We start from the raw sequence: 18,527 nt of genomic DNA on the forward strand, positions 1-18,527 counted from the left end.
ACCTCGCCGGCCTCCACCTGCGTGCCTCGATGATCTGGATCAACGACCTCCTCCTGAAGGCAACTGGCTGATCACAACATCACACAGCCCCTAGTCCTCGAAGCCCTGCGCCGCGCGCCTCTCGCGCAGCTCGCGGATCTCGCGTCGGCGGGCCAGGCGGTGGGTGCGGCGGATCTGGGCCTCCTGGTTGCGGCGGCGGTCGCGCTCGGTCTCCGCGATCACCGGCGGCACCCGGCGCGGCTTGCCGTCGGCGTCCACGGCCGCGAAGACCAGATAGGCCGAGCCGACCTGGGTCGGCGGGGTCGACTCGTTCCAGCGCTCGGCCAGGACCCGCACGCCGACCTCCATCGAGGTCCGACCGGTCCAGTTGACCTGGGCCTTCACATGGACCAGGTCGCCCACGCGTACCGGTTCGAGGAAGGCCATCTCGTCCATGGACGCGGTGACGGCGGGACCGCCGGAGTGCCGGCCGGCCACCGCGCCCGCCGCGTCGTCGACCAGTTTCATGATCACCCCACCGTGCACCGTCCCCAGCAGGTTGGTGTCGTTGTGGGTCATGATGTGGCTGAGGGTGGTGCGGGAAGCGGATATCGGCTTGCCCGGGATGTCCGGATCCGCGTCCGGGGCCTGGTCTGTCATGGCCCCCACCCTATGCCGAAGGACATTCGCGGAATTTGTGACGGCTTCGCAACAGCGGCGCTCTGATTTTCCGACACCCCTTGTAAGGCCCACACCTGAGCCCTGCACACTGGGGCGCATGAATGACTGGCCCCAGGGATGGTCCGACGACAATCGCGGCCCGCGCTACGGACGCGGCAGCGGCGGCGCGCAGCCGGAAGGCGCCCGTGTGATGCGCCAGGTGCGGCGCGGCCCGGCGGGACCGCCCGGGCAGCGCGGGTACGGCGGCGGTGTCCCGCAACAGCCGTCGTACGTCGACGGCCAGGGATACGACGACGGCGCCGGCTACGGCGACTACGACAGCGGCTACAACACGGGCCAGGTCTACGGCGGCGGCCACGGCGGCGGCTTCGTGCCCAACGACAACGACGTGGACCCGGACGTCGGGCAGTACCGGCCGCGGCCGAACTGGCGCCGGCGCATCAAGTGGACCGCGATCACGCTCGCGAGTGTGCTGATCGTCACGTCGGTGGCGACCTACTTCTGGGCCGACTCGAAGCTGCGCCGCGAGGTCGACCTGGCGACGGTCATCGACCGGCCGGAGTCCGGCTCGGGCACGAACTACCTGATCGTCGGCTCGGACAGCCGCGAGGGCATGTCCAAGGCGGACGAGAAGAAGCTGCACACCGGTGCCGCCCAGGGCAAGCGCACCGACTCGATGATGATCCTGCACGTCGGCGACAACGGCGACACGCTGATCTCGCTGCCGCGCGACTCGGACGTGGAGGTCCCCTCGTACAAGGGGTCGACGTCCGGGAAGGTCTACCCGGCCAAGGGCCGGCACGAGAAGCTGAACGCGGCCTACGCCGAGGACGGCCCGACCCTCCTCGTGCGCACGATCGAGTACAACACCGGCCTGCACATCGACCACTACGTGGAGATCGGCTTCCAGGGCTTCGCGAACATCGTGGACGCGGTCGGCGGTGTCGACATCGACATCGACAAGGGCTTCAAGGACAAGTGGTCCGGCGCCGACTTCAAGGCGGGCAAGCAGACCCTCGACGGCCAGCAGGCCCTCGCCTTCGTCCGCACCCGGCACGCCTTCGCGACCAGCGACCTGCAGCGCACCAAGAACCAGCAGAAGTTCCTGTCCGCGCTGGCCCACCAGGTCGCCACCCCGTCGACGGTCCTGAACCCCTTCAAGCTCTACCCGACCATAGGCGCGGGCCTGGACTCCCTGATCGTCGACAAGGACATGGGCCTGTGGGACCTGGCGTCCATGTTCTGGGCGATGAAGGGCGTCAGCGGCGGTGACGGCACCTCGATGAACATGCCGATCTCCGGGTCCACCGGCGGCAACCTCGTCTGGGACAAGGCGAAGGTGAAGACGCTGGTGGGCCAGTTGAAGAACGACGAGAAGGTGACCGTCACCGGCAACTAGGCCATCGCGGAGGCGAGCAGCGAGACATGGGGAAGGGCGAGCTGCCCTTCCCCATCCGCGTACCCGGCGCTCAGCCGCTCGTACTCCCGCCGGATCCGGACGACCGTCTCCGCGTCCTGCGAGGTCACCACCAGCCCGACGGTGGCGACCCCGCCGGCCGCGCCGCCCCACCACTCCTCGACGCCGGCCCGGTGCTCCCAGTCCAGTTCGACCGCCTCGGCACCGTCGAACCCGGCCTGCGCGAGCAGCTCCGCCAGGCCCTCCGGGGTGCGCGTGAAGTCCTCGTCCGGGTCCAGGCGCGGCAGGTACGAGGGCGGTACGGCACCGCCGGCCGCGCACGCCTGCCCGAGCAGCTCCTGCCCGGCCCCGCGCCGGGCGCCCCACAGCGTCAGGGCGATCCGTCCGCCGGGTCGCAGCACCCGCCGCAGCTCGGCGAGCGCGGCCCGCGGCCGGCCCACGTGATTGAGTACGAAGTTGCCGACCACCGCGTCGAACTCACCGTCCGGGAAGAGCAGTTCGGGCAGGACGGCGACCTCCGCGGCCACCCCCCGCCGTCGCGCCCCGGCGACCATGCCGGGGTCGGCGTCCACGGCTCGCACCAGCGCGCCCCGCTCCCCCGCCGCCAGGGCGGCCGTGCCGGTCCCGGTCCCGACGTCGAGGACCCGCGTCCCCGCGCCGACCCGGGCCGCGTCCAGCAGCGCGGGCACCGGGTACGCGCACAGCCGGCCGAAGCTCGCGGCGTACGCCTCGGTCCGCCCCGCCCACATCGCCCGCTCGGCGGCGTCGAAGGCCGCCGTCGCATCCGTCTCGATCATGGCCCCAGGGTGCCGCACAAAGGATCAAGGGCACCCACGGGGGTGCCCTTGAACACCTTCACGGGGTGGTGGGAAGGGTCACATCCGTGCGCCCGCCATCGCCCGGCACATCTCCGCGGCGCGACGACACGCCTCGGCACAGCGCATCATCTGCTTGTCGTCGGGCATGGACATACACGCCTCGGCGCACATGTCACAGGCCTTGGCGCACATCGCGCACATCTCGGCGGACATCGGCGAGCGGCGCATCATCATGTCGGCGCACATGCGGGTCATCTCGGAGCAGTCCATGAGCGCGCGCATGATCTGCATCTGGGCCTGGCCGCCCATCTGCATGCAGGAGCTCATGGTCTCCTCGCACACGTTGTGGCACGACATGCAGGCGTCGACGCAGTCCTGCATCTCCTTGGTCATGGCGGGCATGGTGGTTCCGGGCTGGGTCATGGCTCCTCCTGGGGAGGGAGAGGGGTCCGGGGCGGGCCCCGTGTGCTTCCGTCCTACGCCCGAGTGCCCCGCTCTGCCATTTGACGCCCCTCCCGCTTCGCACCCGTTCGGCCCACAGGGCGACTTCAGAGGGTGGGGGTCGTGCCGCCGTCGATGACGTACTCGGCGCCGAGGATGGCCGACGCGCGGTCGGAGACCAGGAAGGCGATCAGGTCGGCGACCTCCTCGGGGCGGTTGGGGCGCCCGAGCGGGATGCCGCCGAGGGAGTCCATGAGCCGGTCCAGGGCCACCTCCCGGGTGACGCCCGCCTCCTCGGCGATCCGGGTCACCAACTGGTCGGCCGCGCTGGTCCGGATGAAGCCGGGCGAGACCGCGGTGACCCGTATCCCGTGCGGGGCGACCTCGTTGGCCAGGCCCTTGCTGTAGGTGGTCAGCGCGGCCTTGGCGGCGGCGTAGGCAAGGGTGCCGTTCCACAGCGGCATCCGGCGCTGGATGGAGGTGACGTGCACGATCACGCCCCGGCCGGCCTCGATCATCCCGGGCAGCAGGCCGCGGTCCAGGCGTACGGCGGCCAGCAGGTTGACGGTCAGCTCGCGGGCCCAGTCGGCCTCGCCGAGGACCGCGAAGCCGCCGGCCGGAGCCTCGGATCCCCCCAGGGTGTGGACGAGGATGTCGACGCCGCCCAGGCGGGCGTTCACCTCGGAGACGACCTCGGCGGCGCCCTCGACGGTGGAGAGGTCCGCCGCGATGAACGTCTTCTCCTCGACCTCGTCGGGACGGCTGCGGGCGGTGACGAGCACGCTCGCGCCGGCCCGGCGCAGGCGTTCGGCGACGGCGGCTCCGGTGCCCCTGGTGCCGCCGGTGACCAGCGCGCGCCGGCCGTCGAGGGATTCGCTGGTGGGCATGGTGGCGGTGCCTTCCGTGACCGGGACCGGGCCCGGGAACGCCCCTGCTGTCCACGCTACGCCGATACGCCGGCAGCCCCCGTCCGAGGCGGACGGGGGCTGCCGGGAAGCGAGGAGCGCGTGCCTTACGGCAGGTTGCGGGCCATGACGATCCGCTGCACCTGGTTCGTGCCCTCGTAGATCTGGGTGATCTTGGCGTCGCGCATCATGCGCTCCACCGGGTAGTCGCGGGTGTAGCCGTAGCCGCCGAGGAGCTGGACGGCGTCGGTGGTGACCTCCATGGCCACGTCCGAGGCGAAGCACTTGGCGGCGGCGCCCTGGAAGGTGAGGTCCTTGTCGCCGCGCTCGGAGGCGGCCGCGGCCTGGTAGGTCAGGGCGCGGGCGGCGGCGATCTTCATGGCCATGTCGGCGAGCATGAACTGGATGCCCTGGAAGTCGGCGATCGGCTTGCCGAACTGCTTGCGCTCCTGGACGTAGCCCTTGGCGTAGTCGAGGGCGCCCTGGGCGACGCCGAGGGCCTGGGCCGCGATGGTGATGCGGGTGTGGTCCAGGGTCTGCATGGCGGTGGCGAAGCCGGTGCCCTCCTCGCCGATGATGCGGTCGGCGGGGATGCGGACGTTGTCGAAGTAGACCTCGCGGGTCGGGGAGCCCTTGATGCCGAGCTTCTTCTCCGGGGCGCCGAAGGAGACACCCTCGTCCGACTTCTCGACGACGAAGGCGGAGATGCCCTTGGTGCGCTTGGTGGGGTCGGTCACGGCCATGACCGTGTAGTACTCGGAGACGCCGGCGTTGGTGATCCAGCGCTTGACGCCGTTGAGGACGTAGTGGTCGCCGTCGCGGACCGCCTTGGTCGTCATGCCGCCCGCGTCCGAGCCCGCCTCCGGCTCGGAGAGGCAGTACGAGAACATCGCTTCGCCCTTGGCGAGCGGGGTGAGGTACTGCTTCTTCAGGTCCTCGGAGCCGGACAGGATCACCGGGAGCGAGCCCAGTTTGTTCACGGCCGGGATGAGGGAGGAGGAGACGCAGGCGCGGGCCACTTCCTCGATCACGATGACCGTGGCGAGCGCGTCGGCGCCGGCACCGCCGTACTCCTCGGGTACGTGCACGGCGTGCAGGTCGCCCGCGACCAGGGCGTCGAGGGCCTCCTGCGGGAAGCGGGCCTCCTCGTCGACCGCGGCGGCGAACGGCGCGATCTTCGCCTCGACCAGCGAACGGACGGCGTCGCGGAGCATGTCGTGCTCCTCGGACGGGCGGTACAGGTCGAAGTCAGCCGATCCGGCCACGGTCTCTCACGCTCCAAAGACGCAGTGATACTGACGCTAATTACCGTTAAGTAACTCAAATTTTAGAGGGCCGCCCGAAGGACGCCTACGTGAGATGGGCGACAGCGGGGAAATTGCCCGGTGGACGCCCCGACTATGCTCGGCTCCGCATCACCGACGTACCCGATCTGGAGCACATCCATGAGCCTGAAGATCACCGTGATCGGCACCGGTTACCTGGGCGCCACGCACGCCGCGGCCATGGCCGACCTCGGTTTCGAGGTGCTGGGGCTCGATGTCGTGCCCGAGAAGATCGCGATGCTGGAGCGCGGCGAGACCCCGATGTACGAGCCGGGGCTCGAGGAGCTGCTGCGCCGGCACGTCGCGGGCTTCGAGGGGTCCACCGGGCGGCTGCGCTTCACCCAGGACTGGGCCGAGGTCGGGGCCTTCGGTGACGTGCACTTCGTCTGTGTGAACACTCCGCAGCGGCACGGGGAGTACGCGGCGGACATGTCGTACGTCGACGCCGCCTTCGCCTCCCTCGCCCCCCATCTGCACGGGCCCGCCCTGGTCGTCGGCAAGTCGACGGTGCCGGTCGGCACGGCCGAGCGGCTGGCCGCCTATCTGGCCGAGCACGCGCCCGCCGGTGCGGACGCCGAGCTGGCCTGGAACCCGGAGTTCCTGCGTGAGGGCTTCGCCGTGCAGGACACGCTGCACCCGGACCGGATCGTGGTGGGCGTGCGCGGCGAGCGCGCGGAGAAGCTGCTGCGGGAGGTGTACGCGACGCCGGTCGGCGAGGGAACGCCGTTCGTGGTGACCGACTTCCCGACCGCCGAGCTGGTGAAGACCTCGGCGAACTCCTTCCTCGCCACCAAGATCTCCTTCATCAACGCGATGGCGGAGGTCTGCGAGGCCGCGGGCGGTGACGTGGTGAAGCTGGCGGAGGCCATCGGCTACGACGACCGGATCGGGAAGAAGTTCCTGCGTGCCGGCATCGGGTTCGGCGGTGGCTGTCTGCCCAAGGACATCCGGGCGTTCATGGCACGCGCCGGCGAGCTGGGCGCGGACCAGGCGCTGACCTTCCTGCGCGAGATCGACTCCGTCAACATGCGCCAGCGCGGTCAGATGGTGGAGCTGGCCCGGCAGGCGCTGGGCGGCGGTCCCTTCCTGGGTAAGCGGGTGGCGGTGCTCGGCGCCACCTTCAAGCCGGACTCGGACGACGTCCGTGACTCGCCCGCGCTGAACGTGGCCGGGCAGATCCATCTGCAGGGCGGCCAGGTGACCGTGTACGACCCGAAGGGCATGGAGAACGCCCGCCGGGTCTTCCCCACCCTGGGCTATGCCGACTCGGCCCTCGATGCGGTCCGGGGCGCCGACGTCGTGCTGCACCTGACCGAGTGGCGGGAGTTCCGCGAGCTGGACCCGGCGGCGCTGGGCAGGGTCGCGTCGGCCCGGCTGATCCTGGACGGGCGCAACGCCCTGGACCCGGAGCTGTGGCGGCGGGCCGGGTGGACGTACCGGGCGATGGGCCGCCCGACCGCGTAGCCCCGACCCCGCAGAGGCATCCCCCCACAGGCATCCACGAGGACGCCGGTTCGGCCGAGGCTCAGTCGGCCGAACCGGCGTCTTCCCGCATTCTGCACCACCGGACACATACATGGCCGATGAACTCCCTGTGGTTCACGCCTCCTTCGCGCGGTAGCGGCGCATCTTCGCGCGCGCCCCGCACACCTGCATCGAGCACCAGCGGCCCCGTCCGGCGGGGCTGCGGTCGTAGTACGCCCAGTGGCAGGTCTCGGCCTCGCACGCCTTGAGGCGGGCCCAGGTGCCCGCGACCAGCGCCTCGGCCACGGCGGCCGCGACGCGGGAGAGCAGCGGGCCGGTGTCGGGCGGGGCGAGGCTCGCGGAGCCGTCGTGGTCGTCCACGGCGACGTACAGGGGGGCATGCGCCAGCAGCTCGCCGAGCGGGGTGACCTCGTCGTGCGGCGGATGGCCGGCGTGGGCGAGCAGCGTGGCCCGCAGCGACTCGCGCAGCGCGCGGGCCTGCGGCAGCTCGTCCTCGGCGAGTCCGAGGCGCGCCCTGCCGTCCACCGTGTCGAGCGAGTCGGCGCCCGACTCGAGGTCCAGCGTGTTCACCAGGGACTCGACCAGGGCCAGGCCTCCCGGCGCGGGCGATCTCTCACTCATGACTGCAAGTTACCTCCCGAATTCGGTTGCGACGTTACCGGCGATGCCCGAGTATCAGGTAACGCGTTACTGGTTACGCATCTTTAAAGGTAACTCCGACTTCGAGGAGGAAGTCATGGCACTCGCCAAGCTGGGTGTGATCGTCCTGGACTGTCCCGATCCCCGTGCGCTGGCCGGCTTCTACGCCGGAGTGCTCGGCGGCACGGTGGAGGGCGAGGGCGACTGGGTCGATCTGAAGGTGCCGGGCGGTCAGGCGCTGGCCTTCCAGCGCGCGCCCGGGTTCGTGCCGCCGCAGTGGCCCACGGCCGACGCCTCCCAGCAGCTCCATCTGGACCTGGTGGTGGAGGACCTGGACACGGCCGAGAAGGGCGTGCTGGAGCTGGGGGCGAAGCCACTGGCCGAACAGGGGGGCAGCAGCTTCCGGGTCTACGCGGACCCGGCCGGACACCCCTTCTGCCTCTGCGCCTGCTGAGCGGGCTAGGACCTGCCGTCCAGCTCCGCGATCCGTGCGTTGGACGGCTCCCGGCGGTGCTGTGCGGCGCGGGCCGTGAAGTCCGCGCTGCGGAGTACCCGTTGTACGTTTCCCCAGGTCAGCAGGGACAGCTCGGACTCGGACCAGCCGCGGCGGAGCAGCTCGGCGATCAGGTGGGGGTAGCGGGAGGCATCGGCGAGGTCGTGGGGGTGTGCGGCGCCGGAGTCGTAGGTGCCGGACAGACCGACGCACTCGGGGCCGGCGACCGCGCGGACGTGGTCGAGGTGGTCGGCGACGTCCCGGACCGTCGGGCCGGTCTGCTCGGCGGTCAGCGGCACCATGCACAGACCGCCCGCCGCCCCCAGCTCGGCGAGCAGGTCGTCGGGCAGGTTGGCCTGGTGCGGGCGCAGCGCGCGGGCGGCGGAGCGGGTGCACAGCACCGGGGTCTTGGAGAGCGCGGTGGTCCGCCTGACCGTGGCGTCGGAGGCACCGGAGAGGTCGGCCAGGACGCCGAGGCGGTTCATCTCGCGGATGACCTCCTCGCCGAACCGGGTCAGCCCCGCGTCGCTCGCCCAGGCGGTGCCCGTCAGGGTGAGGACGCGCAGGCCGAGGGAGTGCAGGACGCGCAGGATGCCCAGGGAGTCGTCGAGCGCGGGCGCCCCGGCCGGGCCCAGCACGACGGCGGTCCGGCCGCAGTTGCGGGCGTCGATGATCTGTCCGGCGGTGCGCACCAGGCGCAGTCCCTCCGGATGGGAGTCGATCACCGAGTGGACGAGGTCCAGCTGCTCCAGGGTGGCGCCCAACGCGCGGTCCCCGGCCAGGCCCTCGGGCAGGTGCAGCGACCAGAACAGGACGCCCACATGGCCCTCGCGCATCCGCGGCACATCGGTGTCGACGGCCAGCTCGCCCAGCTCCAGGTCGTACCAGGGCAGATGGCGCAGGGCCCACGGCAGGCCGCTGTAGCCGTCCGCGACGGGGTGGTCGGCGAGCAGGGAGTGCGCCCGCAGCAGCGTCTCGTCGGCCTGGACGTACGACTCCTCGGGGAACGGATCGTCCGGCAGGCCGTAGTCCCCGCCGACCCCGGTCGTGGTGGGCCTGTCGTCCTGCAGGTCGGCCATGGCGGGCTCCGTACGTCGTCGAGAGCTACGTCGGTCGTGAGCTACGTCTGATGCGGCCGGCGTACCGCCACGGTCGCACGGGGCGCGGGGATCCTTCCTGGTGAGTGGCGCGTTCGGGGGTACGGCCGGACACGCGTCCCCGGCCGCCCGGATCACCTCGTCGAGTGTCTCCCGACGGGGGTCCCCCCGCTCGGCGAGATCGGCGACCAGCCTTGCCCCGGTCCGGGACCGGTACCTGATGTACGTGGGCGGAGCGGACGGTCGACACCGACCGCCCCACCCTCGACACTCAGCCGTCCAGCGACTCGATGGTCGCGTTGGACGGGCCGCGCGTGGCCTGGACGTCACGGGCCACGTCCTCCGCCGCGCCCAGCACCCGCACCGCGTTCTGCCAGGTCAGCTTGGCCAGATCGGCCCGGGACCAGCCGCGGTCGAGCAGCTCGGCGATCAGGTTCGGGTAACCGGAGACGTCGTTCAGACCGTCCGGGGTGAAGGCGGTGCCGTCGTAGTCGCCGCCGATGCCGAGGTGGTCGATGCCCGCCACCTCACGCATGTGGTCGAGGTGGTCCGCGACCGTGGAGACCGTGGCGACCGGGCGCGGGTTCCGCTCCTCGAAGGCGCGGTGGATCTTCATCGCCTCGGGGGTGGTGTCGAGGTGGTCGAAGCCGTTGGCGCGCATGTTCCGGTCGGCCGCGACCGTCCAGTCGACCGCCGCCTGGAGCACGAACTTCGGCACGAAGGTCACCATCGCCATGCCGCCGTTGCCGGGCAGCCGCTCCAGGACGTCGTCCGGGATGTTGCGCGGGTGGTCGCAGACGGCACGCGCCGAGGAGTGCGAGAAGATCACCGGCGCGGACGAGGCGTCCAGCGCGTCCCGCATGGTCGTGGCTGCCACATGGGAGAGGTCCACGAGCATGCCGAGCCGGTTCATCTCGCGGACGACCTCGCGGCCGAAGGCGGACAGGCCGCCCACGTTCGGTGCGTCGGTCGCCGAGTCCGCCCAGGCCACGTTGTCGTTGTGGGTGAGCGTCATGTAGCGCACGCCGAGCGCGTACAGGCCGCGGAGCGTACCGAGGGAGTTCCCGATGGAGTGGCCGCCCTCGGCGCCCATCAGGGAGGCGATACGGCCGTCCGCGCGGGCCGCCTCCATGTCGGCCGCCGTCAGGGCCGGGGCCAGCTGCGCGGGGTAGCGGGCCAGCATCTGCCGGACGCCGTCGATCTGCTCCAGCGTCGCCGGGACCGCGTCCGGCTGGTCGGAGGGGACGTACACCGACCAGTACTGGGCACCGACCCCGCCCTCGCGCAGCCGCGGCAGGTCGGTGTGCAGACTCGCGCTCTGGGAGGCGGCGAGGTCGAGGGCGTCGAGGTCGTAGCGGACCTGCTTGCGCAGCGCGTACGGCAGGTCGTTGTGCCCGTCGACGACGGGGAACTCGCGCAGCAGTGCGCGGGCGTCGTCCAGCGAGGTCACGGGCCTCACTTCCCGAAGCCGAAGCCGCCCGCGGCGCCGTCGACCTTGGCGCGCAGCCGCTTGCCCTTCTCGGTTGCCTGGTCGTTGAGGTCCTGCTGGAAGTCGCGCATCTTCTGCAGCAGCTCCTCGTCGTGCGCGGCGAGCATGCGGGCCGCGAGCAGACCGGCGTTGCGGGCGCCGGCGACGGAGACGGTGGCGACCGGGACGCCGGCCGGCATCTGCACGATGGACAGCAGGGAGTCCATGCCGTCGAGGTACTTCAGCGGCACGGGCACGCCGATGACCGGCAGCGGGGTGACCGAGGCGAGCATGCCCGGCAGGTGGGCGGCGCCGCCGGCACCGGCGATGATCGCCTTCAGGCCGCGGTCGGCGGCCTGCTCGCCGTACGCGATCATCTCGCGCGGCATGCGGTGCGCGGAGACGACGTCGACCTCGTACGCGATCTCGAACTCGTCCAGGGCCTTGGCGGCGGCCTCCATGACGGGCCAGTCGGAGTCCGACCCCATGACGATGCCAACAACAGGGCTCATTCGGTGATCGTGCCTCTCAGGTAGCCGGCTGCGTGACGGGCGCGCTCCAGCACGTCGTCCAGGTCGTCGCCGTAGGTGTTGACGTGTCCGACCTTGCGGCCGGGCTTCACGTCCTTGCCATACATGTGGATCTTGAGCTTGGGGTCGCGGGCCATGCAGTGCAAGTACGCGGAGTACATGTCCGGGTAGTCGCCGCCGAGGACGTTGGCCATGACCGTCCACCTGGCCCGCGGGCGCGGGTCGCCCAGCGGCAGGTCGAGCACGGCACGCACATGGTTGGCGAACTGGGAGGTGATCGCGCCGTCCTGGGTCCAGTGGCCCGAGTTGTGCGGACGCATCGCCAGTTCGTTGACGAGTATGCGGCCGTCGCGGGTCTGGAACAGCTCGACGGCGAGGTGGCCGACGACGCCGAGTTCCTTGGCGATGCGCAGTGCCATCTCCTCGGCCTGGAGGGCCAGCTCCTCGTCCAGGTCGGGCGCGGGCGCGATCACGGTGTCGCAGACGCCGCCGACCTGCTGCGACTCGACCACCGGGTAGGCGACGGCCTGGCCGTGCGGGGAGCGCACCACGTTGGCGGCCAGCTCGCGGACGTAGTCGACCTTCTCCTCGGCGAGGACCGGGACGCCCGCCTTGAACGGGTCGGCGGCCTCCTCGACGGAGTCGACGACCCACACGCCCTTGCCGTCGTAGCCGCCGCGGACGGTCTTGAGGACGACCGGGAAGCCGTCCCCCTCCGCCGCGAAGGCGACCACGTCCTCCGGGTCGCTCACGATCCGGTGCCGTGGGCACGGCACGCCGATCGCGTCGAGCTTCGCCCGCATCACGCCCTTGTCCTGGGCGTGCACGAGAGCGTCGGGCCCGGGGCGCACGGGGATGCCGTCCGCCTCCAGGGCCCTGAGGTGCTCGGTGGGTACATGTTCGTGATCGAAGGTGATCACATCGCAACCGCGCGCGAACTCACGCAGCGTGTCCAGGTCGCGATAGTCGCCGATGACGACATCGCTGACGACCTGCGCCGCGGAATCCTGAGGGGTGTCACTGAGGAGCTTGAACCTGATGCCCAACGGGATGCCAGCCTCGTGCGTCATACGCGCGAGCTGCCCACCGCCGACCATGCCGACTACCGGGAACGTCACGCCCCTAGGGTATCGGCCACGCCGACCCGGCCGGATTACGTCCCTCACACCGTCTCTTACCCGGGACTTTCCCGGCTCTTTCCGACCCGTTCCCAAGCTGTGGCCCGGTCCGGGGGCGGCGGACAGGTCACCTGGATAGCATGGCTGGGTTGACGAAACCTACGGACGGGAGCTGCACAGCCATGGAACCTCGTTCCTCGGGGCTGCAACGGCTCGTACGCGAGGTGGCCAAGTTCGGCGCTGTCGGAGGCGTCGGCGTCCTTGTCAATCTCGGCGTGTTCAACCTGGTACGGCATGTCTCCGACCTCCCGGTGGTGCGCGCCAGCATCATCGCGACCGTCGTCGCGATCGCCTTCAACTACGTCGGCTTCCGCTACTGGACGTACCGGGACCGCGACAAGAACGGCCGCACCAGGGAACTCACGCTGTTCCTGATGTTCAGTGCCATCGGCCTGGTGATCGAGAACGGCGTGCTCTTCCTCGCGACGTACGGCTTCGGCTGGGACAGCCCGCTGCAGAGCAACATCTTCAAGTTCCTCGGCATCGGCGTCGCCACCCTGTTCCGGTTCTGGTCGTACCGCACCTGGGTGTTCCGCACGATGCCCGCCCGGGAGGCCGTGGCGCGCGCGGAATCGATCCTGGAGCAGGAATCGAGAAAGCCCGCACCCCAGCAGCGCGTCCCGTAGGGACCCGCTAGCGGACCGTCGGCTGGTCCTCGTCCGCCGGCTTGCGGGTCGGGTGCGTGCGGGACAGGAACAGGCCGAAGACCGGTGGCTGGGACTGGAGCAGTTCCAGGCGTCCGCCGTCGGCCTCCGCGAGGTCGCGGGCGACGGCCAGCCCGATTCCCGTCGAGTTGCGTCCGCTGATCGTGCGCTCGAAGATCCGGGCGCCCAGGTCGCCGGGGACGCCCGGCCCCTCGTCGGTGACCTCGACCACGGCCTGGTTGCCGGTGACCCGGGTCCGCAGGGCGACCGTGCCGCCACCGTGCATCAGCGAGTTCTCGATCAGCGCGGCCAGCACCTGCGCGACCGCGCCGGGCGTGCCGACGGCCCGCAGATGCCGCTTTCCGGAGCTGACGATGGCCCGGCCCGCGCTGCGGTAGGCGGGCCGCCACTCGGCGAGCTGCTGCTGGATGACCTCGTCCAGGTCGAAGGAGACGGCGGAGCCGGTGCGCGGGTCGCGCGAGTTGGTCAGCAGCCGCTCCACGACGTCCGTCAGCCGCTCCACCTGCCCCAGCGCGATCGTCGCCTCCTCCTTCACCGTGTCCGGGTCGTCGGTGAGCGTGATCTCCTCGAGCCGCATGGACAGCGCGGTCAGGGGCGTGCGCAGCTGGTGGGAGGCGTCGGCGGCGAGGCGCCGCTCCGCGGTCAGCATCCGGCCGATGCGCTCGGCCGAGGAGTCGAGCACGTCGGCGACCCGGTCCAGCTCGGGGACGCCGTAGCGCTTGTGCCGCGGGCGCGGATCGCCCGAGCCGAGGCGTTCGGCGGTCTCGGCGAGGTCGGTCAGCGGGGAGGCGAGCCGGTTGGCCTGGCGCACGGCGAGCAGGACGGCGGCGACCACCGCCAGCAGGGCCACCAGACCGATGATCAGCAGGGTCCGGCCGACCTCGCGGGTCACCGCGGAGCGGGGCTCCGCGACGGTGACGATCTCGCCCTCCTCGCCCCTCTGCGTGGAGCGGATGACGTCACCCTCGGGCTTGGTGCCGATCTCGATCGCCGCCCGGCCCGGAACCCGGATCTCGGCGTACTGCTCCTTGCTGACCGGGTTGCGCAGGACGTCGGCGTTGACGTTCTCCGCCGCGAGGATGCGGCTGTCCACGATGCTGGCCAGCCGCACCGCCTCGGACTCCACCCGCTCCTGGGCGCTGTTGCTGATCGTCCGCGTCTCGACGATGACGAGGGACACGCCGAAGACCGCGATCACCACCAGCACGACGGCAAGGGTGGACTGGATGAGACGGCGACGCACTGGGCCCTCCGGGGGTTGGCTTTACGACACCAGTGTGGCAACCCCCTGAGGGGAGCGGGGAACTGCGCGAGCGGCCCACGACGGCCGGCAGCCGCGCACCCCGCAGGAGCCCCCCGGCACGACCGCGGAGTCGGCCAAGCCCCAGCGGCAGCGCTAGCTCTTCTCGAAGCGGAAGCCCACGCCGCGCACCGTCGCGATGTACCGGGGGTTCGCCGCGTCGTCGCCCAGCTTCTTGCGCAGCCAGGAGATGTGCATGTCGAGCGTCTTGGTGGACGACCACCACGTGGTGTCCCAGACCTCGCGCATCAGCTGGTCGCGCGTCACGACCCGGCCGGCGTCCCGCACCAGCACCCGCAGCAGGTCGAATTCCTTCGCCGTCAGCTGGAGTTCCTCGTCGCCCATCCACGCGCGGTGCGACTCGACGTCGATCCGCACGCCGTGCGTGGCCGGCGGCTGCTGCGGCTCCGCGGCGCCGCGGCGCAGCAGGGCCCGTACCCGGGCGAGCAGTTCGGCGAGCCGGAAGGGCTTGGTCACGTAGTCGTCGGCGCCCGCGTCCAGACCGACGACGGTGTCCACCTCGTCGGCCCGCGCGGTCAGGATGAGGATCGGCACGGTGTGGCCGTCGGCGCGCAGTCGGCGGGCGACCTCCAGGCCGTCCATGCCGGGCAGGCCGAGGTCCAGCACGACCAGATCGACGCCGCCCTGCATTCCGGCGTCGAGCGCGGTGGGACCGTCCTCGCGCACCTCGACCTCGTAACCTTCCCGGCGCAGGGCGCGGGCCAGCGGCTCCGAGATGGACGCGTCGTCCTCGGCGAGCAGTACACGGGTCATGCAGTGATGGTAGACCGCCCGCGCGCAGTGCTGGGGTGTGATCGGTTTCAGGAGTTCTTACCTTGCCGGGCCCGTGGTACGAACCATTGCCCGCGAGGTGCGATGGTAGATAACGCCTTCGAAACAGGTCGCGCGGTTCCCTCGACACCTGTGATCCGCGTCTCAAGTCCTTCCATATCCGGCACTGTCCTGCCGTATGGTGACCTGAACGCCTGTAGCACACCGGGGACCTTTGGCGGGAATGACGCTGAAGGTCTCTTTTGTGTGCGGGCTGACGAAGATCAGCCTTGAAAGGAATGACCTCTGGCCGGGCTCCGGACGCCGTGACGCGTCCAGGGCGTGGATCCCGGTGGTCGCCGTCCGCCGCTCCGTGATCCGGATCGGACTCCCCCTGGGCGTGGGGGTGGACGGCCGACCCCGCCGGTGCCGGCCGCACCCCCACCGGGCGCGCAACGCTCCAGCTGCCGCGTCCCGACCAGCAAGGAACGACCATGGCGTCCAGCCTGACGAAGGACTCGGTCCGCCCGGGCACCCCCGGTTCCGAGAAGACCTTCTTCGGCCACCCCCGCGGACTGGCCACTCTCTTCATGACCGAGATGTGGGAGCGATTCTCCTACTACGGCATGAGGGCTCTGCTCCCGCTGTACCTGCTGGCCCCGAACGGCCTGCACCTGAGCCCGGGCACGACGACCGCGATCTACTCGGTGTACGTGTCGCTCGTGTACCTGCTGGCCCTGCCCGGCGGCTGGATCGCCGACCGCTTCCTCGGCCCCCGCAAGACGGTCGCGGTCGCGGGCCTGATCATCATGCTCGGCCACCTGTGCCTGGCGCTGCCGGCCAGCGTCAGCTTCTTCGTCGGCCTCGGCCTCGTCGCCATCGGCTCGGGTCTGCTGAAGGCCAACATCTCCACGATGGTCGGCCACCTGTACAGGGGCGCCGACGACCCGCGCCGTGACGGTGGCTTCACCATCTTCTACATCGGCATCAACGCGGGCGCGTTCGCCGCGCCGCTGGTCATCGGCACCGTCGGTGAGAACGTCAACTGGCACCTCGGCTTCGCGCTGGCCGCACTCGGCATGGCGCTGGGTCTGGCCCAGTACCTGCTCGGCGGCCGCCACCTGAGCGAGAAGAGCAATGTCGTCCCGACGCCGATGTCCGGCGAGGAGAAGGCTGTCACGCTGCGCAAGGGCCTGCTCTGGCTGGCGATCGCCGTGGTCTTCTACGGCGTCGTGGGCTTCACCGGTCACTTCACCCTGAACTGGGCGCTGATTCCGCTCACGCTCATCGGTCTGATCGTGCCGATCCTGGTCATCTCCCGCATCCTCCGGGACAAGGACATCGACCGGGCCGAGCGCTCGAAGGTGTCGGCCTACATCTGGTTCTTCGTGGCCGCCGCCGTCTTCTGGATGATCTACGACCAGGGTGGTTCGACCCTGTCGATCTTCGCCGACGGCAAGGCCGAGAACTCCATCTTCGGCTGGGAGTTCCCGGTCTCCTGGTACCAGTCGGTCAACCCGGTCATGATCATGGCCCTGGCGCCCGTCTTCGCCTGGCTGTGGCTGTGGCTGAACCGGCGCGGCAAGGAGCCGAGCACGATCGTGAAGTTCGCCTCCGGCCTGGTGCTGATCGGTGCGTCGTTCTTCCTCTTCCTCGCCCCGCTGTCGATCGCCGAGGGCGGTCACAAGGCCGCGGCGATGTGGCTGGTCGCGATCTACTTCGTCCAGACGATCGGTGAGCTGACGCTGTCTCCGGTGGGTCTGTCCGTCACGACGAAGATGGCGCCGAAGAAGTACGCCTCGCAGATGATGGGCGTCTGGTTCCTCGCGGTCACCGCGGGCGACTCGATCACCGCGCTGCTGTCCAACCCGGCCATCGGCGGTGTGAACCTCGACCGGACGGGCTTCGTCACCCTGGAGGCCGTGCTCGCCGTGGTCGCCGGTGTCGCAGTGTGGATGTACCGCAAGAAGGTCAACAAGCTCATGGGCGACGTCCACTGACGTAGCCCCCGGCTCTGAAGAGGGCCACCGCATCCCTGACGGTGCGGTGGCCCTCTTCCGTTGTCCGCGAACTACCGCGTCCTGCGCCTCGGCATGAACGTGAACACCGCGGCGCCCAGCAGGATCGCCGTGCCCGCCACCAGGCCGAGGGCCTTGAGGGCGCCGTGGTCACCGGAGCCGGTCTCGGCGAGGCCGCCCGCACCGCTGCTGCTGGTGCCGCCGGTGGACGACGAACCTCCGGAGGTCGAGGTGCCGCCCGAGGCGCCGCCCGGCTGCTGGGCGGTGTCCAGGGTGAGCGAGACCAGCGACTTGTCCGGCGTGCAGGTCGTCGTCGTACCCAGGGCCTTGATGGTGAGGACGCCCGGCGCCAGCGTCGAGGTGCCGCTCGCGCCCGGCTTGTAGGTGCCGGTGAGGTCCGGGATCTCGATCGGGTCGCCGGACTTGATGGGCTGCGCGTTCGTCGGCCCCTCCACATGCACGGTGCCCTTGTCCGCGCCGCCCAGCACCACCTCCATCGACGGCTTCACGGAGTCCTTCGGGATGTCGGCGGGGCTGTTCATCACCGACTTCTTGAACTGCACCGTGAGGTCGTAGTCACCGCCGTTCTTCTTGGCGTTGATCTGCACCGGCGAGGTCGCCTTCTTGTCGCCGATCGGCGTCTTGCAGGAGTAGGGGACCTGGACCTCCTTGCCCGGGAAGTCGGTCTGGCCCGTGCCGCCGGTCGGGGTCGCGCTCTTCGTCGGCGTGGCCGACTGCGTCGGCGGCGAGCTGGACGTGCCGCCGCTGCCCGGCGTCACCTGGATCGTCGCCGCCTTCTGCACGGTCTCCTTCGGCGTGCACTTGGTGTCCGTCGACATCGCGTTGACCGTGTACGCGTCCGGCGTCAGCGTCACCTCGCCGGCCGTCGTCAGCTTCAGGGTGCCCTTCATGTCGGACAGCACCATGTCGCCGCCCTTGGGGATCGCCGGGTTCTCCCGCGGGCCCTGCAGGGCGATGTCGGCGGTCTGCGCACCGGCCGCCTTGAGCACCCCGGACGGCTGCACCGAGTTGGCGGGCAGGTCGATGATGTTCGGGTTCTTGGAGGCGGCCTGGACGAACTTCCACACGATGTCGACCGTGTCGCCCACCTTGGCCGTGGCCGGCGCGGTGATCTCGACCTTCGTGGTGCCGTCGACCGGGTCGATGCCCGCGGGCGGCACGCAGTGGGTGGCGAACGACACCTCGGCCGCCTGTGCGGGCGTGGCCGCCACGCCCAGCAGCACACCCGCCGAACAGAGCACCAGGGCGGCGCCGGCGGCGCCCGTCCTGCGGGCCGGTGTGACTCTCCTTCGCATG

General features: G+C 70.7%; 18 protein-coding genes. 5 read left to right on the plus strand and 13 right to left on the minus strand.

Annotated elements, in window-relative coordinates:
* Positions 1–90 precede the first annotated feature (90 nt).
* On the minus strand, positions 91–639 hold the full coding sequence (locus ACIRVH_RS29455) for an acyl-CoA thioesterase (RefSeq protein ID WP_403959189.1): 549 nt from the start codon (positions 637–639) through the stop codon (positions 91–93).
* A gap of 118 nt (positions 640–757) precedes the next feature.
* Between ACIRVH_RS29455 and ACIRVH_RS29460 the strand changes: the two genes are divergently transcribed.
* On the plus strand, positions 758–2,059 hold the full coding sequence (locus ACIRVH_RS29460) for an LCP family protein (protein ID WP_403959192.1): 1,302 nt from the start codon (positions 758–760) through the stop codon (positions 2,057–2,059).
* Here the strand turns inward: ACIRVH_RS29460 and ACIRVH_RS29465 are convergent.
* The 4 genes from ACIRVH_RS29465 to ACIRVH_RS29480 all read right to left on the minus strand — a co-directional run bounded on the left by ACIRVH_RS29465 (position 2,056) and on the right by ACIRVH_RS29480 (position 5,506).
* The gene (locus tag ACIRVH_RS29465) at positions 2,056–2,874 is read right to left on the minus strand and encodes a class I SAM-dependent methyltransferase (protein WP_403959195.1); all 819 of its coding nucleotides are present in this window, start codon (positions 2,872–2,874) and stop codon (positions 2,056–2,058) included. The two genes, ACIRVH_RS29460 and ACIRVH_RS29465, sit on opposite strands and share 4 nt — an antisense overlap.
* A gap of 78 nt (positions 2,875–2,952) precedes the next feature.
* A complete protein-coding gene (locus ACIRVH_RS29470; RefSeq protein WP_403959197.1) occupies positions 2,953–3,318 on the minus strand; it encodes a four-helix bundle copper-binding protein in 366 nt (121 codons plus the stop codon).
* 125 nt (positions 3,319–3,443) lie between these two features.
* Complete coding sequence (locus ACIRVH_RS29475) at positions 3,444–4,223, minus strand: SDR family oxidoreductase (RefSeq protein WP_403959199.1); 780 nt, start codon at positions 4,221–4,223, stop codon at positions 3,444–3,446.
* Positions 4,224–4,348: 125 nt separating this feature from the next.
* Positions 4,349–5,506, minus strand: coding sequence for an acyl-CoA dehydrogenase (locus tag ACIRVH_RS29480; RefSeq protein WP_403959201.1), 1,158 nt, complete (start codon positions 5,504–5,506; stop codon positions 4,349–4,351).
* Between the two features lie 180 nt (positions 5,507–5,686).
* Here ACIRVH_RS29480 and ACIRVH_RS29485 point away from each other — a divergent pair, with 180 nt between their 5' ends.
* Positions 5,687–7,030 carry a UDP-glucose dehydrogenase family protein gene (locus ACIRVH_RS29485; protein ID WP_403959204.1) on the plus strand — a complete coding sequence of 448 codons (1,344 nt, stop codon included), beginning with the start codon at positions 5,687–5,689 and terminating at the stop codon, positions 7,028–7,030.
* Positions 7,031–7,165: 135 nt separating this feature from the next.
* On the opposite strand, the gene ACIRVH_RS29490 is transcribed toward ACIRVH_RS29485, so the two are convergent.
* On the minus strand, positions 7,166–7,672 hold the full coding sequence (locus ACIRVH_RS29490) for a CGNR zinc finger domain-containing protein (protein WP_403959206.1): 507 nt from the start codon (positions 7,670–7,672) through the stop codon (positions 7,166–7,168).
* A gap of 115 nt (positions 7,673–7,787) precedes the next feature.
* On the opposite strand from ACIRVH_RS29490, the gene ACIRVH_RS29495 reads away from it, so the two are divergent.
* On the plus strand, positions 7,788–8,144 hold the full coding sequence (locus ACIRVH_RS29495; protein ID WP_403959209.1) for a VOC family protein: 357 nt from the start codon (positions 7,788–7,790) through the stop codon (positions 8,142–8,144).
* A gap of 5 nt (positions 8,145–8,149) precedes the next feature.
* On the opposite strand, the gene ACIRVH_RS29500 is transcribed toward ACIRVH_RS29495, so the two are convergent.
* The 4 genes from ACIRVH_RS29500 to ACIRVH_RS29515 all read right to left on the minus strand — a co-directional run bounded on the left by ACIRVH_RS29500 (position 8,150) and on the right by ACIRVH_RS29515 (position 12,396).
* A complete protein-coding gene (locus tag ACIRVH_RS29500; protein ID WP_403959212.1) occupies positions 8,150–9,262 on the minus strand; it encodes a dipeptidase in 1,113 nt (370 codons plus the stop codon).
* Between the two features lie 289 nt (positions 9,263–9,551).
* On the minus strand, positions 9,552–10,730 hold the full coding sequence (locus tag ACIRVH_RS29505) for a dipeptidase (RefSeq protein ID WP_403959214.1): 1,179 nt from the start codon (positions 10,728–10,730) through the stop codon (positions 9,552–9,554).
* 5 nt (positions 10,731–10,735) lie between these two features.
* Positions 10,736–11,260, minus strand: a complete 525-nt coding sequence (purE, locus tag ACIRVH_RS29510) for a 5-(carboxyamino)imidazole ribonucleotide mutase (RefSeq protein WP_403959216.1) — start codon at positions 11,258–11,260, stop codon at positions 10,736–10,738.
* The gene (locus ACIRVH_RS29515; RefSeq protein WP_403959219.1) at positions 11,257–12,396 is read right to left on the minus strand and encodes a 5-(carboxyamino)imidazole ribonucleotide synthase; all 1,140 of its coding nucleotides are present in this window, start codon (positions 12,394–12,396) and stop codon (positions 11,257–11,259) included. The genes purE and ACIRVH_RS29515 overlap by 4 nt, the downstream gene beginning before the upstream one ends.
* 182 nt (positions 12,397–12,578) lie before the next feature.
* Here ACIRVH_RS29515 and ACIRVH_RS29520 point away from each other — a divergent pair, with 182 nt between their 5' ends.
* Positions 12,579–13,082 carry a GtrA family protein gene (locus tag ACIRVH_RS29520; RefSeq protein ID WP_403959222.1) on the plus strand — a complete coding sequence of 168 codons (504 nt, stop codon included), beginning with the start codon at positions 12,579–12,581 and terminating at the stop codon, positions 13,080–13,082.
* A 7-nt stretch (positions 13,083–13,089) separates the two neighbouring features.
* Here the strand turns inward: ACIRVH_RS29520 and ACIRVH_RS29525 are convergent, their stop codons facing one another.
* Complete coding sequence (locus ACIRVH_RS29525) at positions 13,090–14,364, minus strand: ATP-binding protein (protein WP_403959225.1); 1,275 nt, start codon at positions 14,362–14,364, stop codon at positions 13,090–13,092.
* A gap of 153 nt (positions 14,365–14,517) precedes the next feature.
* Positions 14,518–15,195 carry a response regulator transcription factor gene (locus tag ACIRVH_RS29530; protein ID WP_020940464.1) on the minus strand — a complete coding sequence of 226 codons (678 nt, stop codon included), beginning with the start codon at positions 15,193–15,195 and terminating at the stop codon, positions 14,518–14,520.
* A 491-nt stretch (positions 15,196–15,686) separates the two neighbouring features.
* Here ACIRVH_RS29530 and ACIRVH_RS29535 point away from each other — a divergent pair, with 491 nt between their 5' ends.
* Positions 15,687–17,192, plus strand: a complete 1,506-nt coding sequence (locus tag ACIRVH_RS29535) for an oligopeptide:H+ symporter (RefSeq protein WP_403959227.1) — start codon at positions 15,687–15,689, stop codon at positions 17,190–17,192.
* A gap of 71 nt (positions 17,193–17,263) precedes the next feature.
* Here the strand turns inward: ACIRVH_RS29535 and ACIRVH_RS29540 are convergent, their stop codons facing one another.
* Positions 17,264–18,526: a hypothetical protein gene (locus ACIRVH_RS29540; RefSeq protein WP_403959230.1), complete on the minus strand. Its 1,263-nt coding sequence runs from the start codon at positions 18,524–18,526 to the stop codon at positions 17,264–17,266.
* Position 18,527: the final 1 nt, after the last annotated feature.

Origin of the sequence: Streptomyces sp. NPDC101165, from assembly GCF_044768135.1 — a bacterium.
Classification (GTDB): Bacteria; Actinomycetota; Actinomycetes; order Streptomycetales; family Streptomycetaceae; genus Streptomyces.